General features: G+C 73.5%; 19 protein-coding genes and 3 pseudogenes. 8 read left to right on the top strand and 14 right to left on the bottom strand.

Annotation, left to right across the window (positions count from 1 at the left end):
- The first annotated feature begins 16 nt into the window (after positions 1-16).
- Genes FRZ03_RS07410 through FRZ03_RS07400 form a run of 3 tightly spaced genes read left to right on the top strand, consistent with a single transcriptional unit; the run spans position 17 to position 2395 of the window.
- The gene (locus FRZ03_RS07410) at positions 17-697 is read left to right on the top strand and encodes an ABC transporter permease (RefSeq protein WP_146464347.1); all 681 of its coding nucleotides are present in this window, start codon (positions 17-19) and stop codon (positions 695-697) included.
- Between the two features lie 25 nt (positions 698-722).
- Positions 723-1394: an ABC transporter permease gene (locus FRZ03_RS07405; RefSeq protein ID WP_146464346.1), complete on the top strand. Its 672-nt coding sequence runs from the start codon at positions 723-725 to the stop codon at positions 1392-1394.
- On the top strand, positions 1391-2395 hold the full coding sequence (locus FRZ03_RS07400) for an ABC transporter substrate-binding protein (RefSeq protein WP_146464345.1): 1005 nt from the start codon (positions 1391-1393) through the stop codon (positions 2393-2395). Before FRZ03_RS07405 ends, FRZ03_RS07400 begins: the two co-directional genes overlap by 4 nt.
- 7 nt (positions 2396-2402) lie before the next feature.
- Here FRZ03_RS07400 and FRZ03_RS07395 read toward each other — a convergent pair whose 3' ends face one another.
- The 7 genes and pseudogenes from FRZ03_RS07395 to FRZ03_RS07360 form a co-directional block, all read right to left on the bottom strand.
- Positions 2403-3557, bottom strand: a complete 1155-nt coding sequence (locus FRZ03_RS07395; protein WP_146464344.1) for a betaine/proline/choline family ABC transporter ATP-binding protein — start codon at positions 3555-3557, stop codon at positions 2403-2405.
- 61 nt (positions 3558-3618) lie between these two features.
- A complete protein-coding gene (locus FRZ03_RS07390) occupies positions 3619-4260 on the bottom strand; it encodes a LutC/YkgG family protein (RefSeq protein WP_146464343.1) in 642 nt (213 codons plus the stop codon).
- Positions 4257-5732: a LutB/LldF family L-lactate oxidation iron-sulfur protein gene (locus tag FRZ03_RS07385; protein WP_146464342.1), complete on the bottom strand. Its 1476-nt coding sequence runs from the start codon at positions 5730-5732 to the stop codon at positions 4257-4259. Before FRZ03_RS07385 ends, FRZ03_RS07390 begins: the two co-directional genes overlap by 4 nt.
- Positions 5729-6484, bottom strand: coding sequence for a (Fe-S)-binding protein (locus FRZ03_RS07380; protein ID WP_146464341.1), 756 nt, complete (start codon positions 6482-6484; stop codon positions 5729-5731). The genes FRZ03_RS07385 and FRZ03_RS07380 overlap by 4 nt, the downstream gene beginning before the upstream one ends.
- 241 nt (positions 6485-6725) lie before the next feature.
- A complete protein-coding gene (locus FRZ03_RS07375; RefSeq protein WP_261398655.1) occupies positions 6726-8123 on the bottom strand; it encodes a DUF7507 domain-containing protein in 1398 nt (465 codons plus the stop codon).
- Between the two features lie 158 nt (positions 8124-8281).
- Positions 8282-9302, bottom strand: a pseudogene (locus FRZ03_RS41145) (alcohol dehydrogenase catalytic domain-containing protein).
- Positions 9303-9404: 102 nt separating this feature from the next.
- Complete coding sequence (locus tag FRZ03_RS07360; RefSeq protein ID WP_146464340.1) at positions 9405-9977, bottom strand: TetR/AcrR family transcriptional regulator; 573 nt, start codon at positions 9975-9977, stop codon at positions 9405-9407.
- Between the two features lie 117 nt (positions 9978-10094).
- On the opposite strand from FRZ03_RS07360, the gene FRZ03_RS07355 reads away from it, so the two are divergent.
- The gene (locus FRZ03_RS07355; RefSeq protein WP_146464339.1) at positions 10095-11396 is read left to right on the top strand and encodes an alpha/beta fold hydrolase; all 1302 of its coding nucleotides are present in this window, start codon (positions 10095-10097) and stop codon (positions 11394-11396) included.
- Between the two features lie 46 nt (positions 11397-11442).
- On the opposite strand, the gene FRZ03_RS07350 is transcribed toward FRZ03_RS07355, so the two are convergent.
- Complete coding sequence (locus FRZ03_RS07350; protein ID WP_146464397.1) at positions 11443-12597, bottom strand: glutathione-independent formaldehyde dehydrogenase; 1155 nt, start codon at positions 12595-12597, stop codon at positions 11443-11445.
- A gap of 211 nt (positions 12598-12808) precedes the next feature.
- Between FRZ03_RS07350 and FRZ03_RS07345 the strand changes: the two genes are divergently transcribed.
- Positions 12809-13645 (top strand): pentapeptide repeat-containing protein, encoded by an 837-nt coding sequence (locus FRZ03_RS07345; RefSeq protein ID WP_146464338.1) that lies wholly within the window; start codon positions 12809-12811, stop codon positions 13643-13645.
- Positions 13646-13712: 67 nt separating this feature from the next.
- Here the strand turns inward: FRZ03_RS07345 and FRZ03_RS07340 are convergent, their stop codons facing one another.
- Entirely contained in the window at positions 13713-15317 is a 1605-nt protein-coding gene (locus FRZ03_RS07340; RefSeq protein ID WP_146464337.1) for a cytochrome P450, read from the bottom strand.
- 121 nt (positions 15318-15438) lie between these two features.
- On the opposite strand from FRZ03_RS07340, the gene FRZ03_RS07335 reads away from it, so the two are divergent.
- Positions 15439-16044 (top strand): TetR/AcrR family transcriptional regulator, encoded by a 606-nt coding sequence (locus tag FRZ03_RS07335; RefSeq protein WP_146464336.1) that lies wholly within the window; start codon positions 15439-15441, stop codon positions 16042-16044.
- Between the two features lie 4 nt (positions 16045-16048).
- On the opposite strand, the gene FRZ03_RS07330 is transcribed toward FRZ03_RS07335, so the two are convergent.
- Positions 16049-17011 carry an RDD family protein gene (locus FRZ03_RS07330; protein ID WP_146464335.1) on the bottom strand — a complete coding sequence of 321 codons (963 nt, stop codon included), beginning with the start codon at positions 17009-17011 and terminating at the stop codon, positions 16049-16051.
- A 404-nt stretch (positions 17012-17415) separates the two neighbouring features.
- On the opposite strand from FRZ03_RS07330, the gene FRZ03_RS07325 reads away from it, so the two are divergent.
- Positions 17416-18132: a DUF2470 domain-containing protein gene (locus FRZ03_RS07325; protein WP_146464334.1), complete on the top strand. Its 717-nt coding sequence runs from the start codon at positions 17416-17418 to the stop codon at positions 18130-18132.
- Here FRZ03_RS07325 and FRZ03_RS07320 read toward each other — a convergent pair.
- The 3 genes from FRZ03_RS07320 to FRZ03_RS07310 form a co-directional block, all read right to left on the bottom strand.
- Positions 18100-19293 carry a lactonase family protein gene (locus tag FRZ03_RS07320; RefSeq protein WP_146464333.1) on the bottom strand — a complete coding sequence of 398 codons (1194 nt, stop codon included), beginning with the start codon at positions 19291-19293 and terminating at the stop codon, positions 18100-18102. The genes FRZ03_RS07325 and FRZ03_RS07320 overlap by 33 nt on opposite strands.
- 88 nt (positions 19294-19381) lie before the next feature.
- Entirely contained in the window at positions 19382-20635 is a 1254-nt protein-coding gene (locus tag FRZ03_RS07315; protein ID WP_186785291.1) for an FUSC family protein, read from the bottom strand.
- A gap of 145 nt (positions 20636-20780) precedes the next feature.
- Positions 20781-21275, bottom strand: coding sequence for an FBP domain-containing protein (locus FRZ03_RS07310; RefSeq protein WP_146464332.1), 495 nt, complete (start codon positions 21273-21275; stop codon positions 20781-20783).
- Positions 21276-21356: 81 nt separating this feature from the next.
- Here FRZ03_RS07310 and FRZ03_RS07305 point away from each other — a divergent pair.
- A pseudogene (locus tag FRZ03_RS07305) lies at positions 21357-22103 on the top strand (DUF3626 domain-containing protein); the annotation flags it as partial.
- A gap of 16 nt (positions 22104-22119) precedes the next feature.
- On the opposite strand, the pseudogene FRZ03_RS07300 reads toward FRZ03_RS07305, so the two are convergent.
- A pseudogene (locus tag FRZ03_RS07300) lies at positions 22120-22494 on the bottom strand (PAS domain S-box protein); the annotation flags it as partial.
- Positions 22495-22711 lie beyond the last annotated feature (217 nt).

Genomic DNA, 22711 nt, shown 5'->3' with positions numbered 1-22711 from the left:
CCGGTGCAATGGACCCGTGACCGCGGCCCCCGACGACTGCCTCGCGCGCAACGAGTGGATCTGCGGCGCCTATCTGAGCAGCCGCCGCCGGATCCTGCTGGACGCGGTCGTCCAGCACCTCCAGCTGACCTCGCTGTCGATCCTGATCGGTCTGCTGATCGCGGTGCCGCTCGCGGTACTCGCCCGCCGCTGGGGCTGGGCTGCGACCCCGGTCCTCGCCCTGACCACGGTCCTCTACACCATCCCGTCCCTGGCGATGTTCTCCCTGCTGCTGCCGCTGTACGGCCTCTCGGCCACCCTCGTCGTCGCCGGTCTGGTGCTGTACTCGCTCACCCTGCTGGTACGCAATCTCCTCGCGGGCCTGCGCGCGGTCCCGGAGGAGACCCGGCAGGCGGCGCGCGGCCTCGGCTACGGCCCGCTGCGCCTGCTGCTCACCGTGGAACTCCCTCTCGCCCTGCCCGCCGCGATGGCCGGGCTGCGCATCGCCACCGTCTCCGCGGTCTCCCTGGTCACGGTCGGCGCGATCGTCGGCTACGGGGGACTCGGGAACCTCATCTACTCGGGCATGAACACCTACTTCAAGGCCCAGGTGCTCACCGCGTCCGTGCTGTGCGTGCTGATCGCCGTCGCCGCCGACCTGCTCCTGCTTAGCGTGCAGTGGCTGATCACCCCGTGGACCAGGGCGGGCCGCCCATGAGCACCGCCCGGCCGAAAGCGTCCCCATGAGCACCCTCACCGCCACCTGGAACTGGCTCGCCGACCCCGCGCACTGGTCCGGCGACGACGGCGTGTGGCACCGGCTGTTCCAGCATCTCGCCCTCACCGCCGTCTGCCTCCTGTCGAGCTGCCTGATCGCGCTGCCCGTCGCCCTGGTCCTGGGCCACCTCGGCAGGGGCGGGGCGCTCGCGGTGAACATCTCCAACGCCGGCCGGGCCGTGCCCACCTTCGCCGTGCTGGTCCTGCTGCTGCTCACCCCGGTCGGCAACTGGGGCGAAGGGCCCACCGTGGTGGCACTGGTGCTGTTCGCCGTGCCGCCGCTGCTCACCAACGCCTACGTCGGGATGCGCGAGGTCGACCGGGGAGTGGTGCAGGCGGCCCGGGGCATGGGGATGACCGGCCGGCAGCTGATGTTTCACGTGGAACTGCCCCTTTCGCTCCCCATGCTCCTGAACGGGGTCCGGATCGCCGCCGTACAGCTCGTCGCCACCGCCACCATCGCGGCACTCGCGGGCGGCGGCGGACTCGGCCGGATCATCACGGCGGGCTTCAACCTCGCCAGCACCCCCCAGGTGGTCGCGGGCGCCCTGATCGTCGCGGTGTTCGCGCTGGTCGTGGAGGGCCTCTTCGAGATCGCCGAACGGCTGGGACCGGCGTGGACGCGACCCGGACGATGAGTCCGCGGCACCATGGGGGAGTGACCGGTGGCAGCGGGCGGACGGGACGGCGGCGCGCGAGGGGCGCCCGCCGCGCCCTCCCGGCCGCCCTGCTGCTCACCCTCACCGCCTGCGCAACCGGCCCCTCCCTGGAGAACCGCGGCCAGGTCACCGCCCCGCCCGGCGACAGCCACCACCTGACCATCGGCTCGGCCGGCTTCACCGAGAGCGACCTGCTCGCCCAGATGTACGCCCAACTGCTGAACCGGGCCGGCTACCGGACCTCGATCCTCACCGTCAACAACCGGGAACTGTACGAACCGGCCCTGGAATCCGGCCGGATCGACGTCGTACCCGAGTACGCGGCCACCTTCGCCGACTGGCTGAACGCCAAGACCCACGGCCCCCGCGCCCGACCGGTCGGCTCACCCGACCTCGCCGTCACCATGAGGGCCCTGCGCGCGCTCGCCACGCCCCGCGGACTCACCGTGCTCCCACCGGGCCGCGCCCTCGCCCAGAACGCGTTCGCGGTACGCGCCGATTACGCCCGTCGGCACCACCTCAGGACCCTCGGCGACCTCGGCGCCGCCCGGCTGCGCGTACGCATCGCGGCGGGCGACGAATGCGTCCAACGTCCCTACTGTGCCCCGGGTCTGCGCAAGGTGTACGGCATCGACGTCACCGGTGTCGACCCCAAGGGCGTCGGCACCACCCAGGCCAAGCGGGCCGTGCAGGACGGCCGCGACCAGCTGCTGCTGACCACCACCACGGACGCCACCCTCGACCGGTTCGGCCTGGTCCTGCTCGCCGACGACCGGCGGCTGCAGAACGCCGACTACGTGCTCCCGGTCGTCAACCGCTCCCGCGCGGGCGGCGCCGGGGTGACCAGGGCACTCGGCCGGCTCAACGCCGTCCTCACCACGCGCGACCTGGCCGGACTGGACAAGCAGGTGGACAGCTGGCGGCGGCTGCCCGCCGACGTGGCCCGCACCTACCTCAAGGACAAGGGCCTGCTGAAGTAGACCCGCCTCAGGCGTCCGACACCGAGTCGAAGGCCACCTGCCCGCGCGCCACGCCCCGCGCGTCCGCGTCCACCGAGCGGCGCAGCGCCTCGTGCAGCTTCGCCGGGGTCAGCACCCCGAGGAAACGCGCCCCGTCCAGCACCGCGACCCACCCGGCGTCGTGCTGGAGCATCACTCCGAACGCCTGCTTCAGCGGCGCCCCCACCGGCACCCAGGCGGTCATCCGGTGGGCCAGTTCCCCGACCGTGCCGCCCGCCGCCAGGTCCCCGGCACCGACCCAGCCGTGCAGATCGCCGTGCGCGTCCAGGACGACCGCCCAGCGCGCACCCTGCTCCCGCAGCCGCTCCCGGGCCGCCCCGGCGGGCTCGTCCGTCCGGGCCACGGGCGGCTGGCGAAGGTCGTCCGGCTCGATCGCGGTCACCGACAGCCGCTTCAGCCCCCGGTCCGCGCCCACGAACCCCGCGACATACGGGGTCGCCGGCGCCCCCAGCACCGCCGCCGGCGTGTCGAACTGCTCGATCCGGCCCTGCCCGTACACGGCGATGCGGTCGCCCAGCCGGACGGCCTCCTCGATGTCGTGCGTGACCAGCAGCACCGTCTTGCGCACCGCCGCCTGCATCCGCAGGAACTCGTCCTGCAACTGCTCGCGCACCACCGGGTCGACCGCGCCGAACGGCTCGTCCATCAGCAGCACCGGCGGATCCGCCGCCAGCGCCCGCGCCACCCCGACCCGCTGCCGCTGCCCGCCGGACAGCTGCTCCGGATAGCGCGGCCCGTACGTCTTCGGGTCCAGGCCCACCAGATCCAGCAGCTCGGCGGCGCGGGCCCGGGCCTTCGCCCGCTTCCAGCCGAGCAGCGCGGGCACGGTCGCGGTGTTGTCCAGCACGGTGCGGTGCGGGAACAGGCCCACCTGCTGGATGACGTACCCGATCCGGCGGCGCAGCCGCACCGGGTCGACACCGGCGATGTCCTCGCCGCCGACCCGGATCCGCCCGGAGGTCGGCTCGATGAGCCGGTTCACCATCATCATCGTGGTGGTCTTGCCACAGCCCGAGGGGCCGACCAGCGTCACCAGTTCGCCCTCGGCCACCTCGAAGGAGAGGTCGTCCACGGCCGTCGTACCGTCCGGATACCGCTTCGTCACGTGCTCGAACCGGATCATGTCCTCACGCTAGCGGCGTCGCCCCCGCGTCGCGCGGCGACGGCGCCCGCCGTACCGTCGTTCATCCCACCAGGATCACTTCCAGCGCGCGCGGGCCGTGCACCCCCTCCACCCGGTCCAGTTCGATGTCGCTGGTGGCCGACGGGCCGGAGATCCAGGTCAACGGGCGGCTGGGGTCGAGGCGTTCGAGGGCCTGGGGGACGGACCCCACGATCTGCTCCGGCACCCGCACGACACAGATGTGGTGGTCGGGGATGAGCGAGATACGGCGCCGGCCCTGGTCGGGGGAGCCGTCGAGGACGATGGTCCCGGTCTCGGCGACGGCCACGGCGCAGCCCGTCACCACGCTGCCGACCCGGTCGAGGCGGTCCGGGGTGTCCGTCGCCCGGTCCTCGACCCGCAGCGCGCGCGTGGCGGACAGCCACTCCGGGGGCAGCCCCTCGGGCACCAGCACCTCACGGGAGCCGTGCGCGTCCAGCAGCCGCATGATCAGGACCGGCAGTTCCTCGCGGTTGGTGCGGTGCACGACCGCCCGGTAGTCCGTCAGGTTCTCGGCCAGCAGCTCCACCGTCTCCTCGGTGGTCCGCTCCCCGTGCTCGCGCAGATAGTCCCGGGGCACGGCCCGCTCGTACGGCGTCTCGTCCGCGGGTACGTCGGCGAGCGCGCGCCGCACCCGGCCCAGAATCCGTTCCCTGCTGTTCACTTGGCGTCCTTTCCGCCGCGCGTACGCTGCCACCAGTCGCGGAACGGCTCGGCGGGCACCGCCGGCAGGTCCCGGCTGCCGGTCCACGCCCGGCCGGGGCCCGGCAGGGTACGGGGGTGCAGCCGGCGGCTGCGGGAGGCGAGCCGCTGGCCGGTGCGCAGGGCGCCCGGGTGCGCGAACGCCCAGCCCGCCGCCCGCATCGCCGCCCGCTCGGCCGCGTGCCCCTTCGCCGGGCGCAGCACCACCTTGTTGCCCCGCCGCACCGCCGGACCGCCCTGCACGACCCGCTCCCGCAGGTGCACCAGCACCTCGGGGATGTCGATGGCGACCGGGCACGCCTCGTAGCAGGCCCCGCACAGACTGGACGCGTACGGCAGCGAGGCGTCGATCTCGCTCGCGGTCCCCCGGAGCTGGGGGGTGAGGATGGCGCCGATCGGCCCGGGGTAGACCGAGCCGTAGGCGTGCCCGCCGGCCCGCTCGTAGACGGGGCAGACATTGAGGCAGGCCGAGCAGCGGATGCAGCGCAGCGCCTGGCGGCCCACCTGGTCCGCCAGCGTGTCCGTGCGGCCGTTGTCGAGCAGCACCAGATGGAAGGCGCGCGGGCCGTCCTCGTCGGTGGTGCCGGTCCAGGTGCTGGTGTACGGGTTCATCCGCTCGGCGGTGGAGGAGCGGGGGAGGGTCTGGAGGAAGACCTCCAGGTCGCGCCAGGTGGGCACGATCTTCTCGATGCCGACCACCGAGATCAGCGTCTCCGGCAGCGTCAGGCACATCCGTCCGTTGCCCTCGGACTCCACCACGACCAGGGTGCCGGTCTCGGCGACCATGAAATTGGCGCCGGAGACACCGACCTTGGCCCGCAGGAACTTCTCCCGCAGGTGCACCCGGGCGGCCTCGGCGAGATCGGCCGGCCGGTCGGTCAGGCCCTCGGGGGCCGGGCGGCCCCAGGAGCCCATCTCGCGGGTGAAGATGTCGCGGATCTCGCCGCGGTTGCGGTGGATGGCGGGGACGAGGATGTGCGAGGGCCGGTCGTGGCCCAACTGCACGATCAGCTCGGCGAGATCGGTCTCGTAGGCGCGGACGCCCGCGGCCTCCAAGGCCTCGTTGAGCCCGATCTCCTGGGTGGCCATCGACTTGACCTTGACGACCTCCGACTCGCCGGTCTCCTTGACCAGCCGGGTCACGATCCGGTTGGCCTCCTCGGCGTCGGCGGCCCAGTGGACCGTACCGCCCGCCGCGGTCACCGAGGCCTCCAACTGCTCCAGGTACCGGTCGAGATGGCGCAGCGTGTGGTCCTTGATCCGGCGGCCGGCCTCGCGCAGTTGCGCCCAGTCGGCCAACTCGGCGACCGCACGGTCCCGTTTGGCGCGGATGGTGTGGGTGGCGTGGCGCAGATTCCCGCGCAGCGTCGGGTTGCCGACGGCGTCGCGCGCCGCTTCGGGAAACGCCGGCATGCCGACGAACGTGCCGCTCACAGCGCCGGTTCCTCCTCCGTGCTCGCCAGGATCTCCGCGATGTGGACGGGCCGCATGTCCGCCCCGAGACGGCTCAGGGTGCCGCCGATGTGCATCAGACAGGAGTTGTCGCCCGCGCACAGCACCTCGGCGCCGGTCGACCCGGCGTTGCGCACCTTGTCCGCGCCCATCGCCGCCGACACCGCGGCGTTCTTCACCGCGAACGTCCCGCCGAACCCGCAGCACTCCTCCGCGCCCGGCAACTCCACCAGTTCCAGCCCCCTGACGGCCTCCAGCAGCCGGCGCGGCCGGTCGCCCAGGCCCAGGGCGCGCAGGCCGTGGCAGGTCGGGTGGTAGGTGACCCGGTGCGGGTACCAGGCGCCCACATCGGTCACGCCCACCACGTCCACCAGGAACTCCGTCAGCTCGTACGTCTTCGCCACCACCGGCGCCACGGTCCGCGCGAGCGAGTCGCCGCGCCCCTCGGCCCGCGCCCGCTCGCCCATCCGGGGATACAGCTCACGCACCATCGCCCCGCAGGACGCGGAGGGCGTCACGACCGCGTCGTACCCCCCGAACACCTCGGCGAAGCGGCGCGCCAGCGGTTCCGCCTCGTGCCGATACCCCGTGTTGTAGTGCGCCTGCCCGCAGCACGTCTGCCCCATCGGGAAGTCGACCTCGACCCCCAGTCTCGTCAGCAGCCGCACCACGGCCCGCCCGGTGTCCGGATAGAGCGTGTCGTTGACACACGTCAGGAACAGGGCGACACGCATCGCGGCTCCTCGGGGTCGATCACGGGACCGATCGCAGCCTAATCGCCCTGCCGCGGCTGCCGGAGACCAGGAGGCGCGGCGTGGCGCGGAAGCGACTTCGACGCGGTGACCGCCGAAGAGCCGCTCCGGCGCCTCGTGTCCGTGCGCGCGCCGTCCCCGCCGTGACGTGGAGGTGCCGGCCGTCGGCGGCGGCCGGCACCTGGGGGGGCGGGTCAGCCGGCGATCCCGAGCCGGAACGGTGTCACCGGGAGCAGGGGCCGCAGGGACCGCAGTCGGGGGCGGGTTCGACGCAGACGGTGACGTGGTCGGTGTTGTCGGCGGGGTGGAGGTCGGTCTCGTTGCCGTGGGCGGTGGCGGTGTTGGTGACGGGTCCGGTGGTGGTGGCCTTGGCCCGGAGGGTGAGGGTGGCGGTGGCACCGGCGGCCAGGACACCGACGGCCCACTGGCCGGTCGCGGGGGCGTAGGTGCCGGTGGAGGGTGTGGCGGAGAGGAAGGCGAGCCCGGCGGGCAGGGGGTCGGCGACGGTGACGCCGGTGGCGGTGTTGGGGCCGGCGTTGCGGACGGTGACGCGGTAGGTGACGGTCTGTCCGACCGTGACGGTGGTGGCGTCGGCGGACTTGGTCACGGACAGGTCGGCGGCGGGCAGGACCTGGGTGTCGGCCTCGTTGGACGTCGCGGTGAGGGGCTGTGGGGTGGGTCCGAGGCGGTTCTCGTAGGTGGCGGTGGCGGTGTTGACGACATGGCCGCCGGCGCTGGCCTCGTCGATGGTGACCCGGTACTCCACCGTCGTCCCGTTCGGCAGGGCGTCGGTGTTGGGCAGGCTGCCGCCCTGGCCGCTGGTGGCGCCGTTGCCGAGGTTGAACACGACCCGGTTGCCCACCGGGTCGTAGGACGCCTGGTCGTCGCCGCTGCGGTCGGTCTTCGCGCCGGAGTTGGGGCCGTCGACGATCCGCAGCGACCCGGGCACGTACGTCGTGCCGGCGGGGACGGCGTCGGTCAGGCGCAACGCCTCGGCGTTGCCACCGCCCCCGTTCGTGGCGACGACACGGTAGGTGATCACGTCGCCGACCTGCAGCGGCCCCTGCGGGACGGCGTACTTGGTGAGGGTCACCGACGGGGCGGTGCCGAAGAAGATCCCGTCGAGGAAGTTCCCGACCGTCGGGTCGCCGCCGGCGGCGGAGATGGAGCGGAAGGCGAAGCGGGTGGTGGTCTGCCCGGCGGGGACGGTGTAGGTCCCGGTGTAGAAGCCCCAGGCGGTGTTGCCGTCCGTGAACGTGCGCTGCTGCACCGTCTTGCCGGGGGCGCCGATGTCCAGGGCCATGGTGTCCTGTCCCGCGCGTCCGCGGTGGTGGAGCCGCCAGTACAGGGTGGCGCCCGGGGTGGTGGGCAGGTCCTGGTAGAGCGTGGAGACCTGGTTGGCGTTCAGTTCGGCGAACTGAACGCCCTCTGCCGCCGGGACGCCGTTGAAGCCGTCGTGCCAGATCTCGATGAGGTGGTCGGTGGCGGTGGTCAGCCAGCCGGGGACGTGCCCCGGGTTCTGGGTCTGGGAGGCGTCGGGCAGAAAGCCCATGCCGCTGACGGCGGGCTGCTCGAAGCCGCCGTTCACCAGGGCGATGCGGGACGGGACGGGAGTGGTCACAGCCTTCCCCCTTTGCTGGGTGCTGCGTGGTGGTGCAGCCGGCAGGGCCCCGGGGTGCGGGACACCGGCGCCGGCTGCTTGCGCGAGCAGGACAGCGCACACCGCGACCACCGCAAAGGGACATATCTGCCGTACCGGCCAAGCCCGCACGGCAGGTTTCACCTGCAGATGCCCGTGAAGGCACGGTCGCCCGGGGGCGCGGACAGCGACGACGGCGGAACAGGGCGCCCATGCGTCCCACCCTCACAGGGGATTGACATGGCCAATGACCGAAACGGATGCCCGAAAGAACGGGAAGAGGTCACCCGGCCAGGTGAATCACTGGCGCGTCGGATTGACGAGGGCCGCCGGGTCAGGGTGGTCGATCGGTGCTCGGCCCCAAGCCACCGCACCCCGAGGGACGGGCGACGGCCGGAGCCGCATGTGCGTCTGCCGGCAGGGGGCCGGCCGGCCGGGAGGGCGGCGTCGGCGCGGTGCCGTCCGAGCCGTCCGGGTCCCGCCGGGCGCGGCCCCCCGGTGGGCGGAGCCGCGCTCGGCCCGCGGAGGGCGCGCGCCGCTCGCCGAGCCTGCCGGGCAGCACGCCGACGGGGTGCGTCAGCGCGATCGCGCCGACAGTTACGGTCACCACGGTGAGCAGGACCCAGGCGCTGGGCCGCCAGCCGCCGAACCGCAGGGCGCCCGCCCAGGGCGCCCGCCCAGGGCGCCCGCCCAGCGCGCCCGTAGCCCGGCACGTAAGGTCGCCTGCGCCCGCGGCCGACGTCCGCAGCGCGTGGTGCACCGTGAGGCCCGCGCACATCAGCGGAGCCGGTTCGGCGGCCGGCACGTCCTCGGGCACCGCGACCAGACCGGTGGTACGCGCGACGACGTATTCGACGTAACCGCCGGTCCTGGCTGTCGCCCAGCACCGGCTGGTCGGCGCAGTGGACGGAATCTCCGCGGCGGCACAACTCGCACGCGCCGCAGTGCCCGCCGAGGTGGCCGAGCCCGACCCGCCGACCCGCGCGCCGGCCGGACACCCCCGCGCCGACGGCGTCGATACGGCCTGACCTCGTGGCCGGGAACCACGGGCGTGCCCGCCGACCGCTTGCCGGTCAGGTTCACGATCCCCGCCACGTCGCTGAGGCAGACCCCGCACGCCTCGACGGCGATCCGGACCTCTCCCGCTCCCGGCTGCCGCAGCTCTCGCTCGACCAGGGTGAACCCGCCCTCGGCGGTCGCCTCGACGGCGCGATACGGGGACGAGCCGACGGCCCGCTCGGTCGGCGGCGTTCTGCGCTCGGATCAGCGGAGCAGGTCGCCGAAGACGACCGTGAAGAACTCCGCGAAGGCCTGGTCGTGTCGCTCGACGCGCGCGCCGATCAGGGTGCCTTCCCAGGCGTTCAGGATGAACCCGGCGAGCGTCTCGGCGTCCGCCTGCGCCCGCACCGTGCCCTCCTGCTGCGCCTGTCCGATGACCTCGGCGATGGCGGCCCGCCACCGTCCGAGGCCGGTCGCCAGGGTGGCCCGGATCGCGTCATGGTGATCGGCCGCCTCGGCGCCGAAATTGCCGAGCAGGCAGCCCCGGCGGATGCCGAGGCGCACCACCTCGTCCCGCAGGGACTCGAAGTGCGCGCGCAGCCGGTCCAGGGCCGGCGTGCCCGGGCGCGTCAGTTCGGAGAGGCGGCGCGCGGCGCCGTAGCGCCGGATCGCCTCGACGGCGATCTCCTCCTTGCTCGCGAAGTGGTTGTACAGCGAGCCCTTCGGCACGCCGGCCGCGTCGGTGATGTCCTTCACGCCGGTGCCGTGGAAGCCCCGGGCGTGAAAGGTGTCGACGGCCGCGTCGATGATCTCTTCGCGCATGCTGACCCGCGGCATGGAACCCTCCTTAAAACGACCGATCACTTTAAGGTAGCGGGGCGGGCCCCTTCCCTGCCGCCCGGACCCCGTGTGCTGAACTGGACCTCCTTCGTCCCACCCCTTCCGGGAGACCCGTTGAGCACCCGCTACCGCCAGCCCGGCGTCGTACTGACCGATCGCCGGTTCACCGTGCCGCTTGATCACGCCGATCCGGGTGGCGAGAGCATCGAGTTGTACGCGCGGGAGGTGGTCGCCGGCGAGAAGGCGGGGGAGGAGCTGCCCTGGCTGCTGTACCTCCAGGGCGGCCCGGGATTCGGGGCGAATCGTTTCGTCGGGCGGCAGGCATGGCTCGACCGGGCGCTGCGGGAGTACCGGGTGCTGCTGCTCGACCAGCGCGGCACCGGCAGCTCCACGCCCGCGACCCGGCAGACGCTGCCGCTGCGCGGCGGCCCCGCCGAACAGGCCGAATACCTCACCCACTTCCGTGCGGACTCCATCGTCCGCGACTGCGAGCACATCCGTCCCGAGGTCACCGGCGGCACCCCCTGGACCGTGCTCGGCCAGAGCTTCGGCGGCTTCTGCACGGTGTCGTACCTCTCCCTCGCCCCGGAGGGCCTGGCCACCGCCGTGATCACCGGCGGGCTGCCCTCCCTGGACGCCCACGCCGAGGACGTCTACCGCGCCGCCTACCCGCGCATCGAGCGCAAGGTCGCCGCCCACTACGCCCGTTACCCGCAGGACGTCGAGCGGGCCCGCCGGATCGCCGACCACCTGCTCACCCGTGAGGCGGTCCTGCCGAACGGCTACCGCTTCACCGTCGAGGCCTTCCAGTCCCTCGGCCTGATGCTCGGCACCAGCGACGGCAGCCACCGCCTCCACCACCTCCTCGCCGACGCCTTCGTCCGCACCGCGGCCGGCCCCGAGCTGTCGGACGCCTTCCAGGAGCAGGTCCAGACCCTGCTGTCGTACGCCGCGCACCCGCTGTACGCCCTCGTCCACGAGTCGATCTACGGCCAGGACGCGCGCCCCACCGCCTGGGCCGCCGAGCGCGTACGCACCGAGTTCCCGCAGTTCGACGCGGCGAAGGCGCTCGCGGGCGACGCCCCGGTGCTGTTCACCGGCGAGACCGTGCACCCCTGGATGTTCGAGACCGACCCGGCGCTGCGCCCGCTGCGCGAGACGGCCGAACTGCTCGCCGCCCGCACCGACTGGAGCCCGCTGTACGACCGCGACCGCCTCGCCCGCAACGAGGTCCCGGTCGCCGCGGCCGTCTACCACGACGACATGTACGTCGACGCCGGCCACTCGCTGGAGACCGCACGGGCGATCCGGGGCCTGCGGCCCTGGGTGACGAACGAGTACGAGCACGACGGGCTGCGCACGGGCGCGCCCCGGGTGCTGGACCGGCTGCTGGCGGTCGTCCGGGACGAGGTGTGACAAGGGGGTCCGGGCGCCCGCCGCGGGCGCCCGGACCCCTGCTGCCTCATGCGGCGAGCGCGTGACCCGGGTGCAGTACGACCTTGGTGTAGCCCTCGATCCGCTTGTCGAACTTCTCGTACGCCTGCGGCGCGTCCTCCAGCGGCAGCTCATGGGAGACCACGAAGCTGGGCTTGGCCCGCCCGGTGATGATCAGATCGCGCAACTGGCGGTTGTACCGCTTGACGTTGCACTGTCCGGTGCCCACCTTCTGACCCTTCTCGAACATCTTGCCGATCGAGACCAGGAGCTGACCGTGCTTGGCGTGCTCGTCGGGCCCGCCCGGGTCGGACGGCACATACAGCCCCGGCACACCGAGCCTGCCGGTCGGCCGTACCGTCTCCACCAGCGAGTTGAGGACGACGGCCGGTTCCTCGTGGCTGGCGTCGTCGTGCGCCTGGGCCTGGTAGCCGACGGCGTCCACGCCCTTGTCCGTGCCCTCGCCGTTCGTCTGGGCCTGGATCTGCTGGGCCGGATCGCCCTTGGTGAAGTCGATGGGGATGGCCCCGATCTCCTCGGCCTTGGCCAGCCGCTCGGGCACCCGGTCCACCACGAACACCTTGGACGCGCCGCGCAGCAGCGCCGAGTAGGCGGCCATCAGCCCCACCGGACCGGCGCCGTAGACGGCCACGCTCTCGCCGGGGGACACCTGGGCCAGCTCACAACCGTGGTAGCCGGTCGGGAAGATGTCGGCGAGCAGCACGAAGTCGGTCTCGAACTGTTCGCCCGGCGGCAGCTTCAGACAGTTGAAGTCGGCGAAGGGCACCCGCAGATGCTCGGCCTGACCGCCCTTGTACGGGCCCATGGCCACGTATCCGTAGGCGCCGCCCGCGAAGCCGGGGTTCACCGTCAGACAGAAACCGGTCTCGCCGGCGAGGCAGTTCTTGCAGAAACCACAGGCCACGTTGAACGGCATCACGACCCGGTCGCCCACCGACAGGGAGCTGACCCCGCTGCCGATCTCCTCGATCACACCGAGGTTCTCGTGTCCGAAGACGATGCCCGGCTCGGCCGCCGTGCGGCCCTCGTACATGTGGAGATCGGAGCCGCAGATCGCGGTCGACGTGACGCGTACGAGAACGTCGTTGGGGTGCTGGAGCCGCGGGTCATCGACGTCCCTCACCGTCACGCTGAACGGCTTTTCGTAGACGACGGCTTTCACCTTGGTCACCTCCGCGTAGAACGCTGGATGGCGGCGGCGAGCAAGAGCCAGGGCCGGGGGAGCACACGTCGACCCGGGCCCTGGTTACGTGCCGGAGCCCCCATGCGCGCGCTTCACCGCCGGTACTTCCAGGGAACTCCTCCGCGGCGGGGGCCGCAACCCCGGTCGGGGGCGGGGCATTCGGGCAGGTCGGCCCCGGTAGGCTGTGCTCATGTCAGATGAGACGGCCGGGCTCGCGGAACTGCGCGGCGACTGCGGGAACTGCTTCGGGCTGTGCTGCGTCGCCCTGCCCTTCGCGGCCTCCGCGGACTTCGCGCTCGACAAGCCCGCGGGGCGGCCCTGCCCGAATCTCGGCACCGACCACCGCTGCGGCATCCACGCCCGGCTGCGGGACCAGGGCTTCACCGGCTGCACGGTCTACGACTGCTTCGGCGCGGGGCAGAAGGTCTCGGGGCACACCTTCGGCGGGCGGGACTGGCGGGGCGGCCCCGAGGAGCGGGCCCGCCTGATGTTCGACGTGTTTCCCGTCGTGCGGCAGCTCCACGAGCTGCTGTGGTACCTGACCGAGGCGTCGGGGCTGGCCGCCGCCCGGCCCGTCCACCCCGAGCTGCGGCGGGCCCTCCGGGAGACCGAGCGGCTCACCCGGCGGCCGGCCGAGGAACTGGCCGGGCTGGACGTCGCCGCGCACCGACAGCAGGTCAATGTGCTCCTGCTGCGCACCAGCGAGCTGGTCCGGGCCGGGGACCGCAAGGGCCGCAAGCTCAAGGACCGGCGGGGCGCGGACCTGATCGGGGCCCGGCTGCGGGGCGCCGACCTGCGCGGAGCGAGCCTGCGCGGCGCGTACCTCATCGCGGCCGACCTCACCGGGGCCGATCTGCGGGGCGCGGACATGATCGGCGCCGACCTGCGCGACGCCGAGCTCGGCGACGCGGACCTCACCGGAGCCTTCTTCCTCACCCAGCCCCAGCTGAACGCGGCCCGCGGCAACGGGGCCACGAAACTCCCCGAGTCGGTGCGCCGCCCGGCGCACTGGGAAACGGCGGACTGACCGGCTCCCACCGGGCGGCGGAGCGCCTGGTCACCGCCGCCCCGCCCATGGCCGTCGCGTCCGCGCGCTACGCCGGGGTGCCGGGGGCGGCCTGCCCGCCGGCCGTGTGCAGCGGGCACCCCTCGGCCGGAGCCGTGTCCTGCGCCGGCGGTGCCGCCTGCGCCGGGGCCGACGGCGCCGCCGCGTCCGCCCGCCTGCGCTCCAGCCGCACGCGGAAACCCTGCGGCATCAAGGTCAGCCGCTCCGTCACGGCCAGCCGGTAGCCGGGCTCCGCTCGCAGCTCGTAGCGGCGCAGCAGCAGGGCCAGGACGAGGGTGGCCTCGTGCAGGGCGAACTGGCGGCCGATGCAGGCCCGTACGCCCGTGCCGAAGGGCTTGAAGGTGTGCGGCGGGCGGGTGCGCACCGCCCGGGGCTCGAAACGGTCCGGGTCGAAGCGCTCGGCGTCTTCGCCCCATACCCCGGGGTCGCGGTGCAGCAGGGGCGTGAGGACCAGCGCCCACGCACCCCGGCGCATCGGGTGGCCCCCGGCGAGCACCGTGTCCCGCAGGGCCTCGCGGGCGTAACCGGGCGCGGTCGGCCACAGCCGCAGGGACTCGTCCAGCACCCGGCGCACATAGCGCAGCTTGGCCACCTGGTCGTAGCCGGGCCGCGCGGTGCCGCCCCAGACGCGGTCCACCTCGGCGCGCGCCTTCGCGGCGATCTCCGGATGCCGGGCGAGGTAGTACAGGGCGAAGGAGAGCGCGCCGGACGTGGTCTCGTGGCCCGCCACCAGGAACGTGATCACCTGCCTGCGGACGTTCTGCGGAGACAGTTTCTCCCCGGTCTCCGGGTGCGCCGTGGCCAGCATCCGGTCCAGCAGGTCCCCCTCGCCGCCGCCCGACCGGCGCCGCTCGGCGACCAGCGCGTCGACCGTGCGGTTCAGCAGGGCCATGTCGGCCGCGTTGCGCCGGGCGGCGCCGCGCAGCATCAGCGGGGCCAGCGGGGCGGGCACGCTGTTGAGCCGCTGCGCGTAGCCGAGCGTGCCGACCATGGCCGTCACGAAGGGGTGCGGGCGGTCCCGCTCGAAGGAGCCGAAGTCGTGCCCGAACCCGGTCCGGGCGATCGTCTCCAGGGTCAGCCTGGTCATGTCCCCGGGCACGTCCACCGCGCGGCCGGCGGCCAGTTCCCGGTCCCAGTGGTCGGTCAGCCGTCCGGCGACCGTGAGCATCATCCCGTGGTAGCCCGCCATCGCCTCCCGGCTGAACCCGGGCACCAGCACATCGTGGGCCAGCTGCCAGTTGGGCTCGTGGTTGTACGCGGTGAACAGCCCGTCCCCGGCGAGCGGCCGGAGGTTGGCCACACCGAGGCCGACGTGCTTGGCGAACCGGGACTCGTCGGCGAGGTCGGCGGTCGGCTCCGCCCCCCACACGATGACGAACTCCTTGCCGAAGATCCGCCGCCGGAACACGGGCCCCAGCTCGCGTCCCAGGCGCATCGAGTCCTGGACGGGCCGGTGCCGGTCGACGCCCAGCACATCGCCGAGCAGCGGCAGCCGGTGGCGCGGATGCGGGATGCGGTCCAGCTCGGGCCAGCCCAGCTCGGCGCCGCGGAACCCCTTCGGCAGCCCAAGACCGGCCGGGCCCGCGCTCCGTGCGGCCCCGCTCGGACGTGATCCCCGCGCCGTACCCGCCATGACGCCGAACTCCCTTGCTCCGGCGGACCGTCGAGCCCTGATCCGCGCTTGTTATACGTGGATTCAATAACGGCTCCCAGTGTGGTCCGCTTGTTGAACCGGCGTCAAGTAAAGTGCCTCCATGCCCGCGAACCAGGGGGAACGCGCCCGGCGCCGCCTCAGTACCGGCGAACGCCGTGAGCAGCTGCTGTCGGTCGGCGCGCGGCTGTTCTCGGAGCGCCCCTACGACGACGTGTGGATCGAGCGGGTCGCCGATCTCGCCGGGGTCTCCCGGGGGCTGCTGTACCACTACTTCCCGACCAAGCGGGACTTCTTCGCCGCGGTCGTGGAGCGCGAGAGCGAGCGGATGCTGCGCATGACGGCGGCCGAGCCCGGCGTGCCGGTGCGCGAGCAGCTGGCCGCGGGGCTCGACGCCTACCTCGGTTACGTCGAGGCCCACGCCCATGGTTTCCGCGCCTTCCACCGCGCCGACGCCGCCGGCGACCAGGCCGTGCGCCGGGTCTACCGGCAGGCCCTGGCCGCCCAGGAGAAGCAGATCCTGGCCGCCCTCGCGGCCGACCCCGAGTTCGGGCCCCTCGGCGAGCGCGGCCCGCGGCTGCGGCTGGCCGTGCGCGGCTGGCTCGCCTTCACCACCGCCGTCTGCCTGGAGTGGCTGCGCGAGGGCGAGCCGAGCCGGGAGCAGGTGCGCGATCTGTGCGCGCGGGCGCTGCTGGGCGCCATCGCCTGACAGGTCATCTCATGTGGCGTGTTCGAAAGTCTGCGGGTGTGGGGATCGCCGAGCGGCTGGCGCGATGACTTGCAACTCCGATCTTGACCGCGACCACGCTGTTCGTCGCCTGCGGCGGATGAGTCCCGGACCCCGAGAGGGAACCTCGGAACGTGCAGACCTCGGCCGGTTCACCGGCGGTGTGCCGCTCATGTCCGGGGGCCGCGTCGGCGACGTGGTCGCCCTCAGCGGCCGCGTCGCGGTTTCCGGCCGGGGAAGGGCAGGGTTCAAGAGCCTGCTGGGCATGCACGTGCTCGTCGTCGGGAGCGACCTGGGAAGCGACGTGTGGACCGGTCGCGGCGCGGCTGCGCGTGAGGGCCACGGTGCGCAGCCCGGACGCCCGCTCGTGGGCCCAGAGACTCGCCTCCCGCCACCGGGTCGTCACCGCGTATCCGCCGAGCAGGACCGCGACGAAGACGATCAGCAGCACCTGCGGGAAGTGGTCGATCATCTGCCACTGGATCATGCGCTGGTCCGCCGCCGTTGCGTTCCGGACCCGGCGCACCACCCATGAGGGCCCGTTCAGCAGAATCACCGACGCGGTGACGAGGGTTGCCATCAGCGGGAGGGTCACCACACCGAGCAGCAGCGCGCGGAATGCGATCCGCCACAGCGCGGGCCGCCCGTCGCCCTCGACGGGCGCCAGCTTCAGCAGGAGGAGCCGCTTGCCCGGGGTCGTCCGGGTCAGCCAGGGCAGGACGAGGAACCACACGGCGAAGACCGCGACCGTCACCCGGGGTACGGAACGGAACGCGCTGTACACGTCTTCTGCCGTGGCCAGAGCCCCGAGGAGGGTGACGGCCGAGACCCCGATCAGGTCGACCAGCAGCGCCGTCAAGCGCCGTCCGGGGGTGATGGGCCGACGGGCCGGCGTCGCGTCGTCCGGTGTCTCCCCCGTCGGCAGCAGCCGGGCCAGCGGTCCGGCCATGTACCAGCCCAGGAGGGCTCCCGCGGTGTTGAGCAGCAGGTCGTCGACGCCGAACAGCCGGTACGGGCACGAGTAGGCGCCTCATAGCGCGGTGCCCTGCGTGACCTCGAAGGCGCCGAAGCCCGCGACGATCGCGGCGGTGACGCCGCGCCGCAGGTGGTAGCGGACGAAGACGCCCAGCGGGAGCAGCAGGGCCAGATTGAGGACCGCACCGCTGACCGGTGCTTGCGGTTGCCGGGGGTGGCGGTGACGGGTGGGGCGTGTCGGCGCGCGTGCCGATGCCGATGTCTGCGTCGAGGACTGTCGGGACCGCCGGGGATCCCTCCTTCGAGCGGGGCCTGGTTGGCGCGCCCCCCCGATCTCCGATAAGTTAGGTAAGGCTTACCTAATGAGGAGGTCTCGGGATGGATGACACGCAGGCTTGGACGGCCGCCCCCGGCGCGGCGCAGCGGGCACGGTCGGTGCTCGTCGCCGCCTGGTCGTGCGCGGTGACCGCGGGCGGCGAACGCGAGGAGTACGTCGGCGCCCACACCGTGGCCGACGACGGCGCGGTCGTGCTGGCGCTGCCCGAGGACAGCGCCCTCCGCACGGCGGCACGGCAGGACACCCGCGCGGTGCTGGAGTTCGCCGACGTGGCGCCCGTACCCGTGCGCGACCGCATCCGCGCCCGCCTCTGGCTGGCCGGCCGTCTCGCCCCGGCCCCCGACGGCGGCCTGCGCTGCCACCCCGACCGCGTGGTGCTGCGACGCGCCCGCGGTGCCGTACTCGTCGCACCGGACGAATTCGCCGCCGCCCGCCCGGACCCGCTGGCGGCCGCCGAGGCCCGGTTGCTCACCCATCTCGCCGACGCCCATCCGGACGCCGTGGAGCGGCTCACCCGCCTGGTGCGGCCCGAGAGCCTGCACGCCGCCACCCGCGTACTGCCCCTCGCCGTCGACCGGCACGGGCTGACCCTGCGCATCGAACGCACCCGCGCCCACGGCGACGTACGCCTGCCCTTCCACCGCCCCGCCGACGACCTCGCCCAGCTCACCGAGCGGGTTCACGCCCTGCTGGCGCAGGCGGGCGCCGCCGGCTGCCCCCGGGCGCTACAGCGGCAGCGCGCAGACGGCGACGGGTGACGCGAACGGCTCGCCGGCCGGGCGCAGTTCACCGCGATCGGCGTCCACGTGGAAGACGGTGACCGTGCCCGAGCGCTGGTTCGCCGCGAACAGCAGCCGACCGTCCGGCGAGAACGCGATCTGCCGCGGGAAGTCCCCGCCCACCGGCACCGTGCCCAGCAGCCGCAGCCGGGCCCCGTCGGCCTCCACCGCGTACCTGGCCAGACTGTTGTGGCCGCGGTTGGCCAGGAAGGCGTACCGCCCGTCGCCCGTGACCAGAATCTGCGCCGGGTAGTTGGTGACGTCCCCGGAGGAGCCCGTGGACTGCGGCGCGCCGATCGTCAGCCGGCCGGAGGACGGGTCGTAGGCGCAGACGGCGATCGTGTCGTCCACCTCGTTGGCCAGATAGGCGTGCCGGCCGCCCGGATGGAAGGTCAGATGGCGGGGCCCCGCGCCCGGCCGGGTGTGCGCCTGGCCGGTCTCGGTGAGCGTGCCCCTGGCCGCGTCCAGGCGGTACGTGTAGACGGTGTCCGTGCCGAGGTCCACCGCGAGCAGGTGCCGGCCGTCCGCAGCGGTGAGGAACTGGTGGGCGTGCGGTCCCTCCTGGCCCGGTCCGGGCGGCGGGGTGGCATGCGTGACCAGGTCGGTGCGCTCGCCCAGGGCGCCCGAAGCGGCGATCGGGTGCACGGCGACGCTGCCGGACCCGTAGTTCGCGCTGAGCAGCCAGCGCCCGGAGGGGTGCACGGACAGATGGCAGGGCCCGGCGCCCCCGGTGCTCCGTGTGCCGAGGACCCGCCGGTCCGCCAGGCGTACGGCCGTCACCCCGCCGTCCTGCCGCTCGTCCACCGCGTACAGCGTGCGCCCGTCCGGGTGCACGGCGAGATACGACGGATCGGGGACCCCGGTGAGCGTGCCCGAGCCCGTGATCGCCCCGGACTCCGGGTCGTAGGAGGCGAGCCCGATGCCGGTGCCGCCGCCCGGGGCGGAGGTGTAGGTGCCCACGTACAGCGGGCGCGGCCCCGCGGAGCGGTCGGCGGGCGGCCGCCGCATGTCCGTGGCCCGCGCGGCCGCCGGGGGAGGGGCGGCCGGTGACGGCACCGCGACCACGGCCGCCGCGCCCGCGCCCACCCCGATGAACCGGCGTCTGCTCCAGCCGCCGCTCGCCGTTGCCTCCGTGTCCATCCCGCACCTCAGGTCGTCGGTCACCCGGTCGTGAGGGCCACCTTGGCCCGAGCCGGGGGCGCAGGGCAAGAACGGCACCCGACCGGCCTCACGGAGTGCGGTCGCCGAACCCCGCCCGGTCGCTCCACAGCTTCTCCTGGATGCCGAGCCGCTCGCGCATCCGGGTCATCCGGGGCAGCTTGGCACGCTGCTCGGCGGAGACCCGGTCCAACTCCTCCAGCAGGCGGCGGGTGCGGTGCTCGGTGTTCAGCTCGTCGATGATCCGGGTCGTCTCGGTCAGCACGGCGCCCAGCAGCTGCCAGTTCGCCCAGTCCTTGCGGATCTCCTCGCGCAGCAGTTCGGCCAGCCGGTCGCGGGTGCCGGCCGCGGTGTGCAGCTCGGCCGTCAGCCGGGCCTCCGCCGACTCGGCGTCCGCACTCAGATGGGCGGTCACCAGCACCGCGAAGCTGACCACCGCGTCGCCGATCTCCGACAGCAGCTCCGCCACCACCGCCCCGACGCGAGGCGGGAACAGGTACTCCGAGCCGCGGGCCTTCGCCAGGTCCGTGAAGGAACGGGCCAGCACCCGCAGCACCACCGTGCAGATCTCCAGCGTGTCCAGACCGGTGCGCAGCACCACCCGGTGCAGCAGGCCCTCCTTGACCCGCGGATTGAGCCGCAGACTGTCCTCGGCCTGCCGCAGCGAGGCGTCCACCTCGGCGATGTACTGGTCGAGCCGGCGTGCCTCGTGCAGCCGCTCGGCCGCCCGCTGCCAGGGGATGTGGTCGGCGGCCTCCTCACCCATCCGCAGCATCAACTGACGCACCCGGCGGGCCAGGTCCTCGATCGACCGGCCCGCCGCGTCCACCCACACCGGCGGCGGCAGCAGCAGATTGCAGGCGGTGCCGACGACCGCGCCGATCAGCGTCTCCACGATCCGCGCCCAGGCGGTGAACCCGACCGTGGTCACCCCGAGCACCAGCATCGCGCTGATCGCCACCTCGGCGACATACTCGTCCACCCGCACCAGATGACCGACCGCCAGCGCGGCCACGATCAGCAGCGCCAGGCTCCACCAGGTCAGGCCCACCAGCACACTGAAGGCGATGGCGACCAGCACACCGGCCACCACCGCGTTCACCCGCCGGATGCCGTTGGTCAGCGTGGCGTAGAAGGTCACCTGGACCACCAGCAGCGCGGTCAGGGGCGAGGTCAGCGGGGCCGGCTCGGGACTCAGCCGGAGCGCGATCACATAGGCGACCGTCGCCGCCGCGGCCGACCGCAGCGTCTGGACGACCACCGGCTCCCGGCGGCGCATCACCAGGCGCCGCAGTCCCTCGGTCCCCTTGCGTACGTCGTACATTCCTTCGCCTGTTCCCGTTCCTCGGGTGCGTCGAACGTGGCCGTCCGAGGAGGGCGGGCGCGGGGCGGAGGCGGTTGGGCCATCCGGCCGAGTGCTGGCAGTGCCTCTCGTTCGGATCATGCCGGGCTGATCCGAACGAACGACCCTAGGCGTAGAGCTTGTCGACGAAGGCGGCCAGGTTTCCGGCCGTCCGCGCGATCTGCTCCTCGAGCGTCAGGCTCTCCTCGAACCGCATGCCGGACTCGGGCACCTTCTTGCCGCGGACGTACAGGGAACAGGCCAGGTCCGTGCACATGTACAGGCCGACCGAGTTGCCCTCGCGGCCCGCCGTGCCCGCCTTGCGCGCGGTCATCAGCGACACGCCGCCGCCCGGGTGCGTGGTCAGGCACACCGAGCACATGCTGCGGTGCAGGAAGCCGCGCTGGGACGCCGGGAAGCGCAGGGCGATGCCGACGAGCCGGTCCGCCCGCTCGGTCACCAGATAGCTGCGATCGGGCGCGCCCGGATCCCGCCAGCCGAGGAAGTCCAGATCGTCCCACGGCCGTTCGTCGAGGTCCCGGGGTATCGCCAGCCGCTTGGCCTCCCCCTTGGAGCAGTTCACGAAAGAGCCGCGGATGTCCTGCTCGGTGAGCGATCTCATGGAAATTCCTTCGTCGTACGTGCGCGGAACCCGCAAGATGGGTCCCTGAGCAGCGTAGATACCCCAGGGGAGGGTGAGCCAATGGATTTACCGGGCTTCGCGGACGGCCTCCCGGCACGCGCCCACCGGGCGCTGCGGCACGTGACCGGCCGCGCGTTCGGGCCCGCGCTCGCCCCCGGCCCGCGCATCACCCTCAACTTCCACCCCGACCGGCTGTCCGGCGGGCTCCCGATCCTCGACGCCCTCGCCCGGGACGGCGCCTACCACTCCCAGTTCGTCACCGGCACGAGCAACGGCGGGCTCACCGCACACCCGGGCGGCGACCGGTGGCGCTGGGAGAGCAGGATCTTCGGCGGCGCGTACGACGACGCCGAGCCGGGGGAGCGGCCGGTGTACGGCGCCCTGGACTTCCGGCGCCAACCGGCGGGCGCCGCGCCGCGGTTCGGCTCCTCGTGCCTGCGGCTGGCCGCACCCGCCGTGGACCGGGCCACCTTCTGCTACCCGGACAGCGCGGCCGAACCCACCGACTTCGGCGTGGCGAGCGCGATGCCGCTGATCGCGCTCGCCGAGGCGGACGAGCGGGACGCGCTCGACGACTACATCGAGTGCCATGTGCACGGGGGCGTGCTGCTCACCCGGGACGTCGAGGCGCTGGTGCTGGACCCGAGCTACCGGGGCACAGCCGTGGAGGCGGCGGCCCGGCGGCTGCCGTTCCCGCTGGAGTGGCACCCCGGCTACCGGCTCACCGTCGAGCGGCTGCGCCGGCACGCGGACTACCGGGGCGCCGAGTACGCCGCGCTCGGCGCCCGGATCGCCGAGCGGGGCGTGCGCCGGGGGAGCAGGCCGGCGGGGCGGCGGGGCGCTCGTCCTCGATCCGCAGCATCACCAGCAGCGCGGGCGTCTCCTCCACGCTGTCGCTCACCGGGTCCGCGGTCAGCTCCCCGTACCGTTCGCCCCCGCCCGGCGCCCGCCAGCGCACCGAGACCCGGTAGCGCGAGCGGCGGCGCAGCCGCAGCGCCTCGGCGATCCGCTCCACCTGCGTGGCCCGCTGCGGGCGGAACAGCTCCAGTACGTCCCGGCCGCGCAGCCGCCCCGGCGTCGTACCGCACTCGGCGGCCATGGCGGGATTGGCGAGCACGACCCGACCGTACGCGTCGCACACGGCGACCGGCACCGCCACCCGGTCGAACAGGGTCAGGGCGCGGTTGCGCCAGACCACGGCGTCGCCCGTCTCCACGCGTACCTCCCGACGTGCGCAGTGTCCGGTTCATCCAAGACGAACGTGCGGGCCGGCGCCAAATCGGCGGGGCACCGGCCACCGGTCGCGCGCAAGCCCCGCGGGCCCCTTTCCACTGCACGATCGTGTAGTGGAGTGGTCCGGACCGGGCGCGCGGGGCGAGCAGGCTGGGGCGCAGGACACCCGCGCACCGTGAAAG

It is taken from the genome of Streptomyces misionensis (assembly GCF_007896895.1).
GTDB classification, from domain to species: Bacteria; Actinomycetota; Actinomycetes; order Streptomycetales; family Streptomycetaceae; genus Streptomyces; species Streptomyces misionensis_A.
Note: the sequence above shows the minus strand (reverse complement) of the source record. Positions and strands in the feature narration are given on the sequence as shown.

Excerpts from the sequence above, each read along its gene's own strand:
- FRZ03_RS07405 (WP_146464346.1), top strand. The coding sequence starts at position 723 with ATGAGCACCCTCACCGCCACCTGGAACTGGCTCGCCGACCCCGCGCAC.
- FRZ03_RS07400 (WP_146464345.1), top strand. The coding sequence starts at position 1,391 with ATGAGTCCGCGGCACCATGGGGGAGTGACCGGTGGCAGCGGGCGGACG.
- FRZ03_RS07395 (WP_146464344.1), bottom strand. The coding sequence starts at position 3,557 with ATGATCCGGTTCGAGCACGTGACGAAGCGGTATCCGGACGGTACGACG.
- FRZ03_RS07380 (WP_146464341.1), bottom strand. The coding sequence starts at position 6,484 with ATGCGTGTCGCCCTGTTCCTGACGTGTGTCAACGACACGCTCTATCCG.
- FRZ03_RS07360 (WP_146464340.1), bottom strand. The coding sequence starts at position 9,977 with ATGCCGCGGGTCAGCATGCGCGAAGAGATCATCGACGCGGCCGTCGAC.
- FRZ03_RS07345 (WP_146464338.1), top strand. The coding sequence starts at position 12,809 with ATGTCAGATGAGACGGCCGGGCTCGCGGAACTGCGCGGCGACTGCGGG.
- FRZ03_RS07340 (WP_146464337.1), bottom strand. The coding sequence starts at position 15,317 with ATGGCGGGTACGGCGCGGGGATCACGTCCGAGCGGGGCCGCACGGAGC.
- FRZ03_RS07335 (WP_146464336.1), top strand. The coding sequence starts at position 15,439 with ATGCCCGCGAACCAGGGGGAACGCGCCCGGCGCCGCCTCAGTACCGGC.
- FRZ03_RS07330 (WP_146464335.1), bottom strand. The coding sequence starts at position 17,011 with ATGGCCGGACCGCTGGCCCGGCTGCTGCCGACGGGGGAGACACCGGAC.
- FRZ03_RS07325 (WP_146464334.1), top strand. The coding sequence starts at position 17,416 with ATGGATGACACGCAGGCTTGGACGGCCGCCCCCGGCGCGGCGCAGCGG.
- FRZ03_RS07320 (WP_146464333.1), bottom strand. The coding sequence starts at position 19,293 with ATGGACACGGAGGCAACGGCGAGCGGCGGCTGGAGCAGACGCCGGTTC.
- FRZ03_RS07315 (WP_186785291.1), bottom strand. The coding sequence starts at position 20,635 with ATGTACGACGTACGCAAGGGGACCGAGGGACTGCGGCGCCTGGTGATG.
- FRZ03_RS07310 (WP_146464332.1), bottom strand. The coding sequence starts at position 21,275 with ATGAGATCGCTCACCGAGCAGGACATCCGCGGCTCTTTCGTGAACTGC.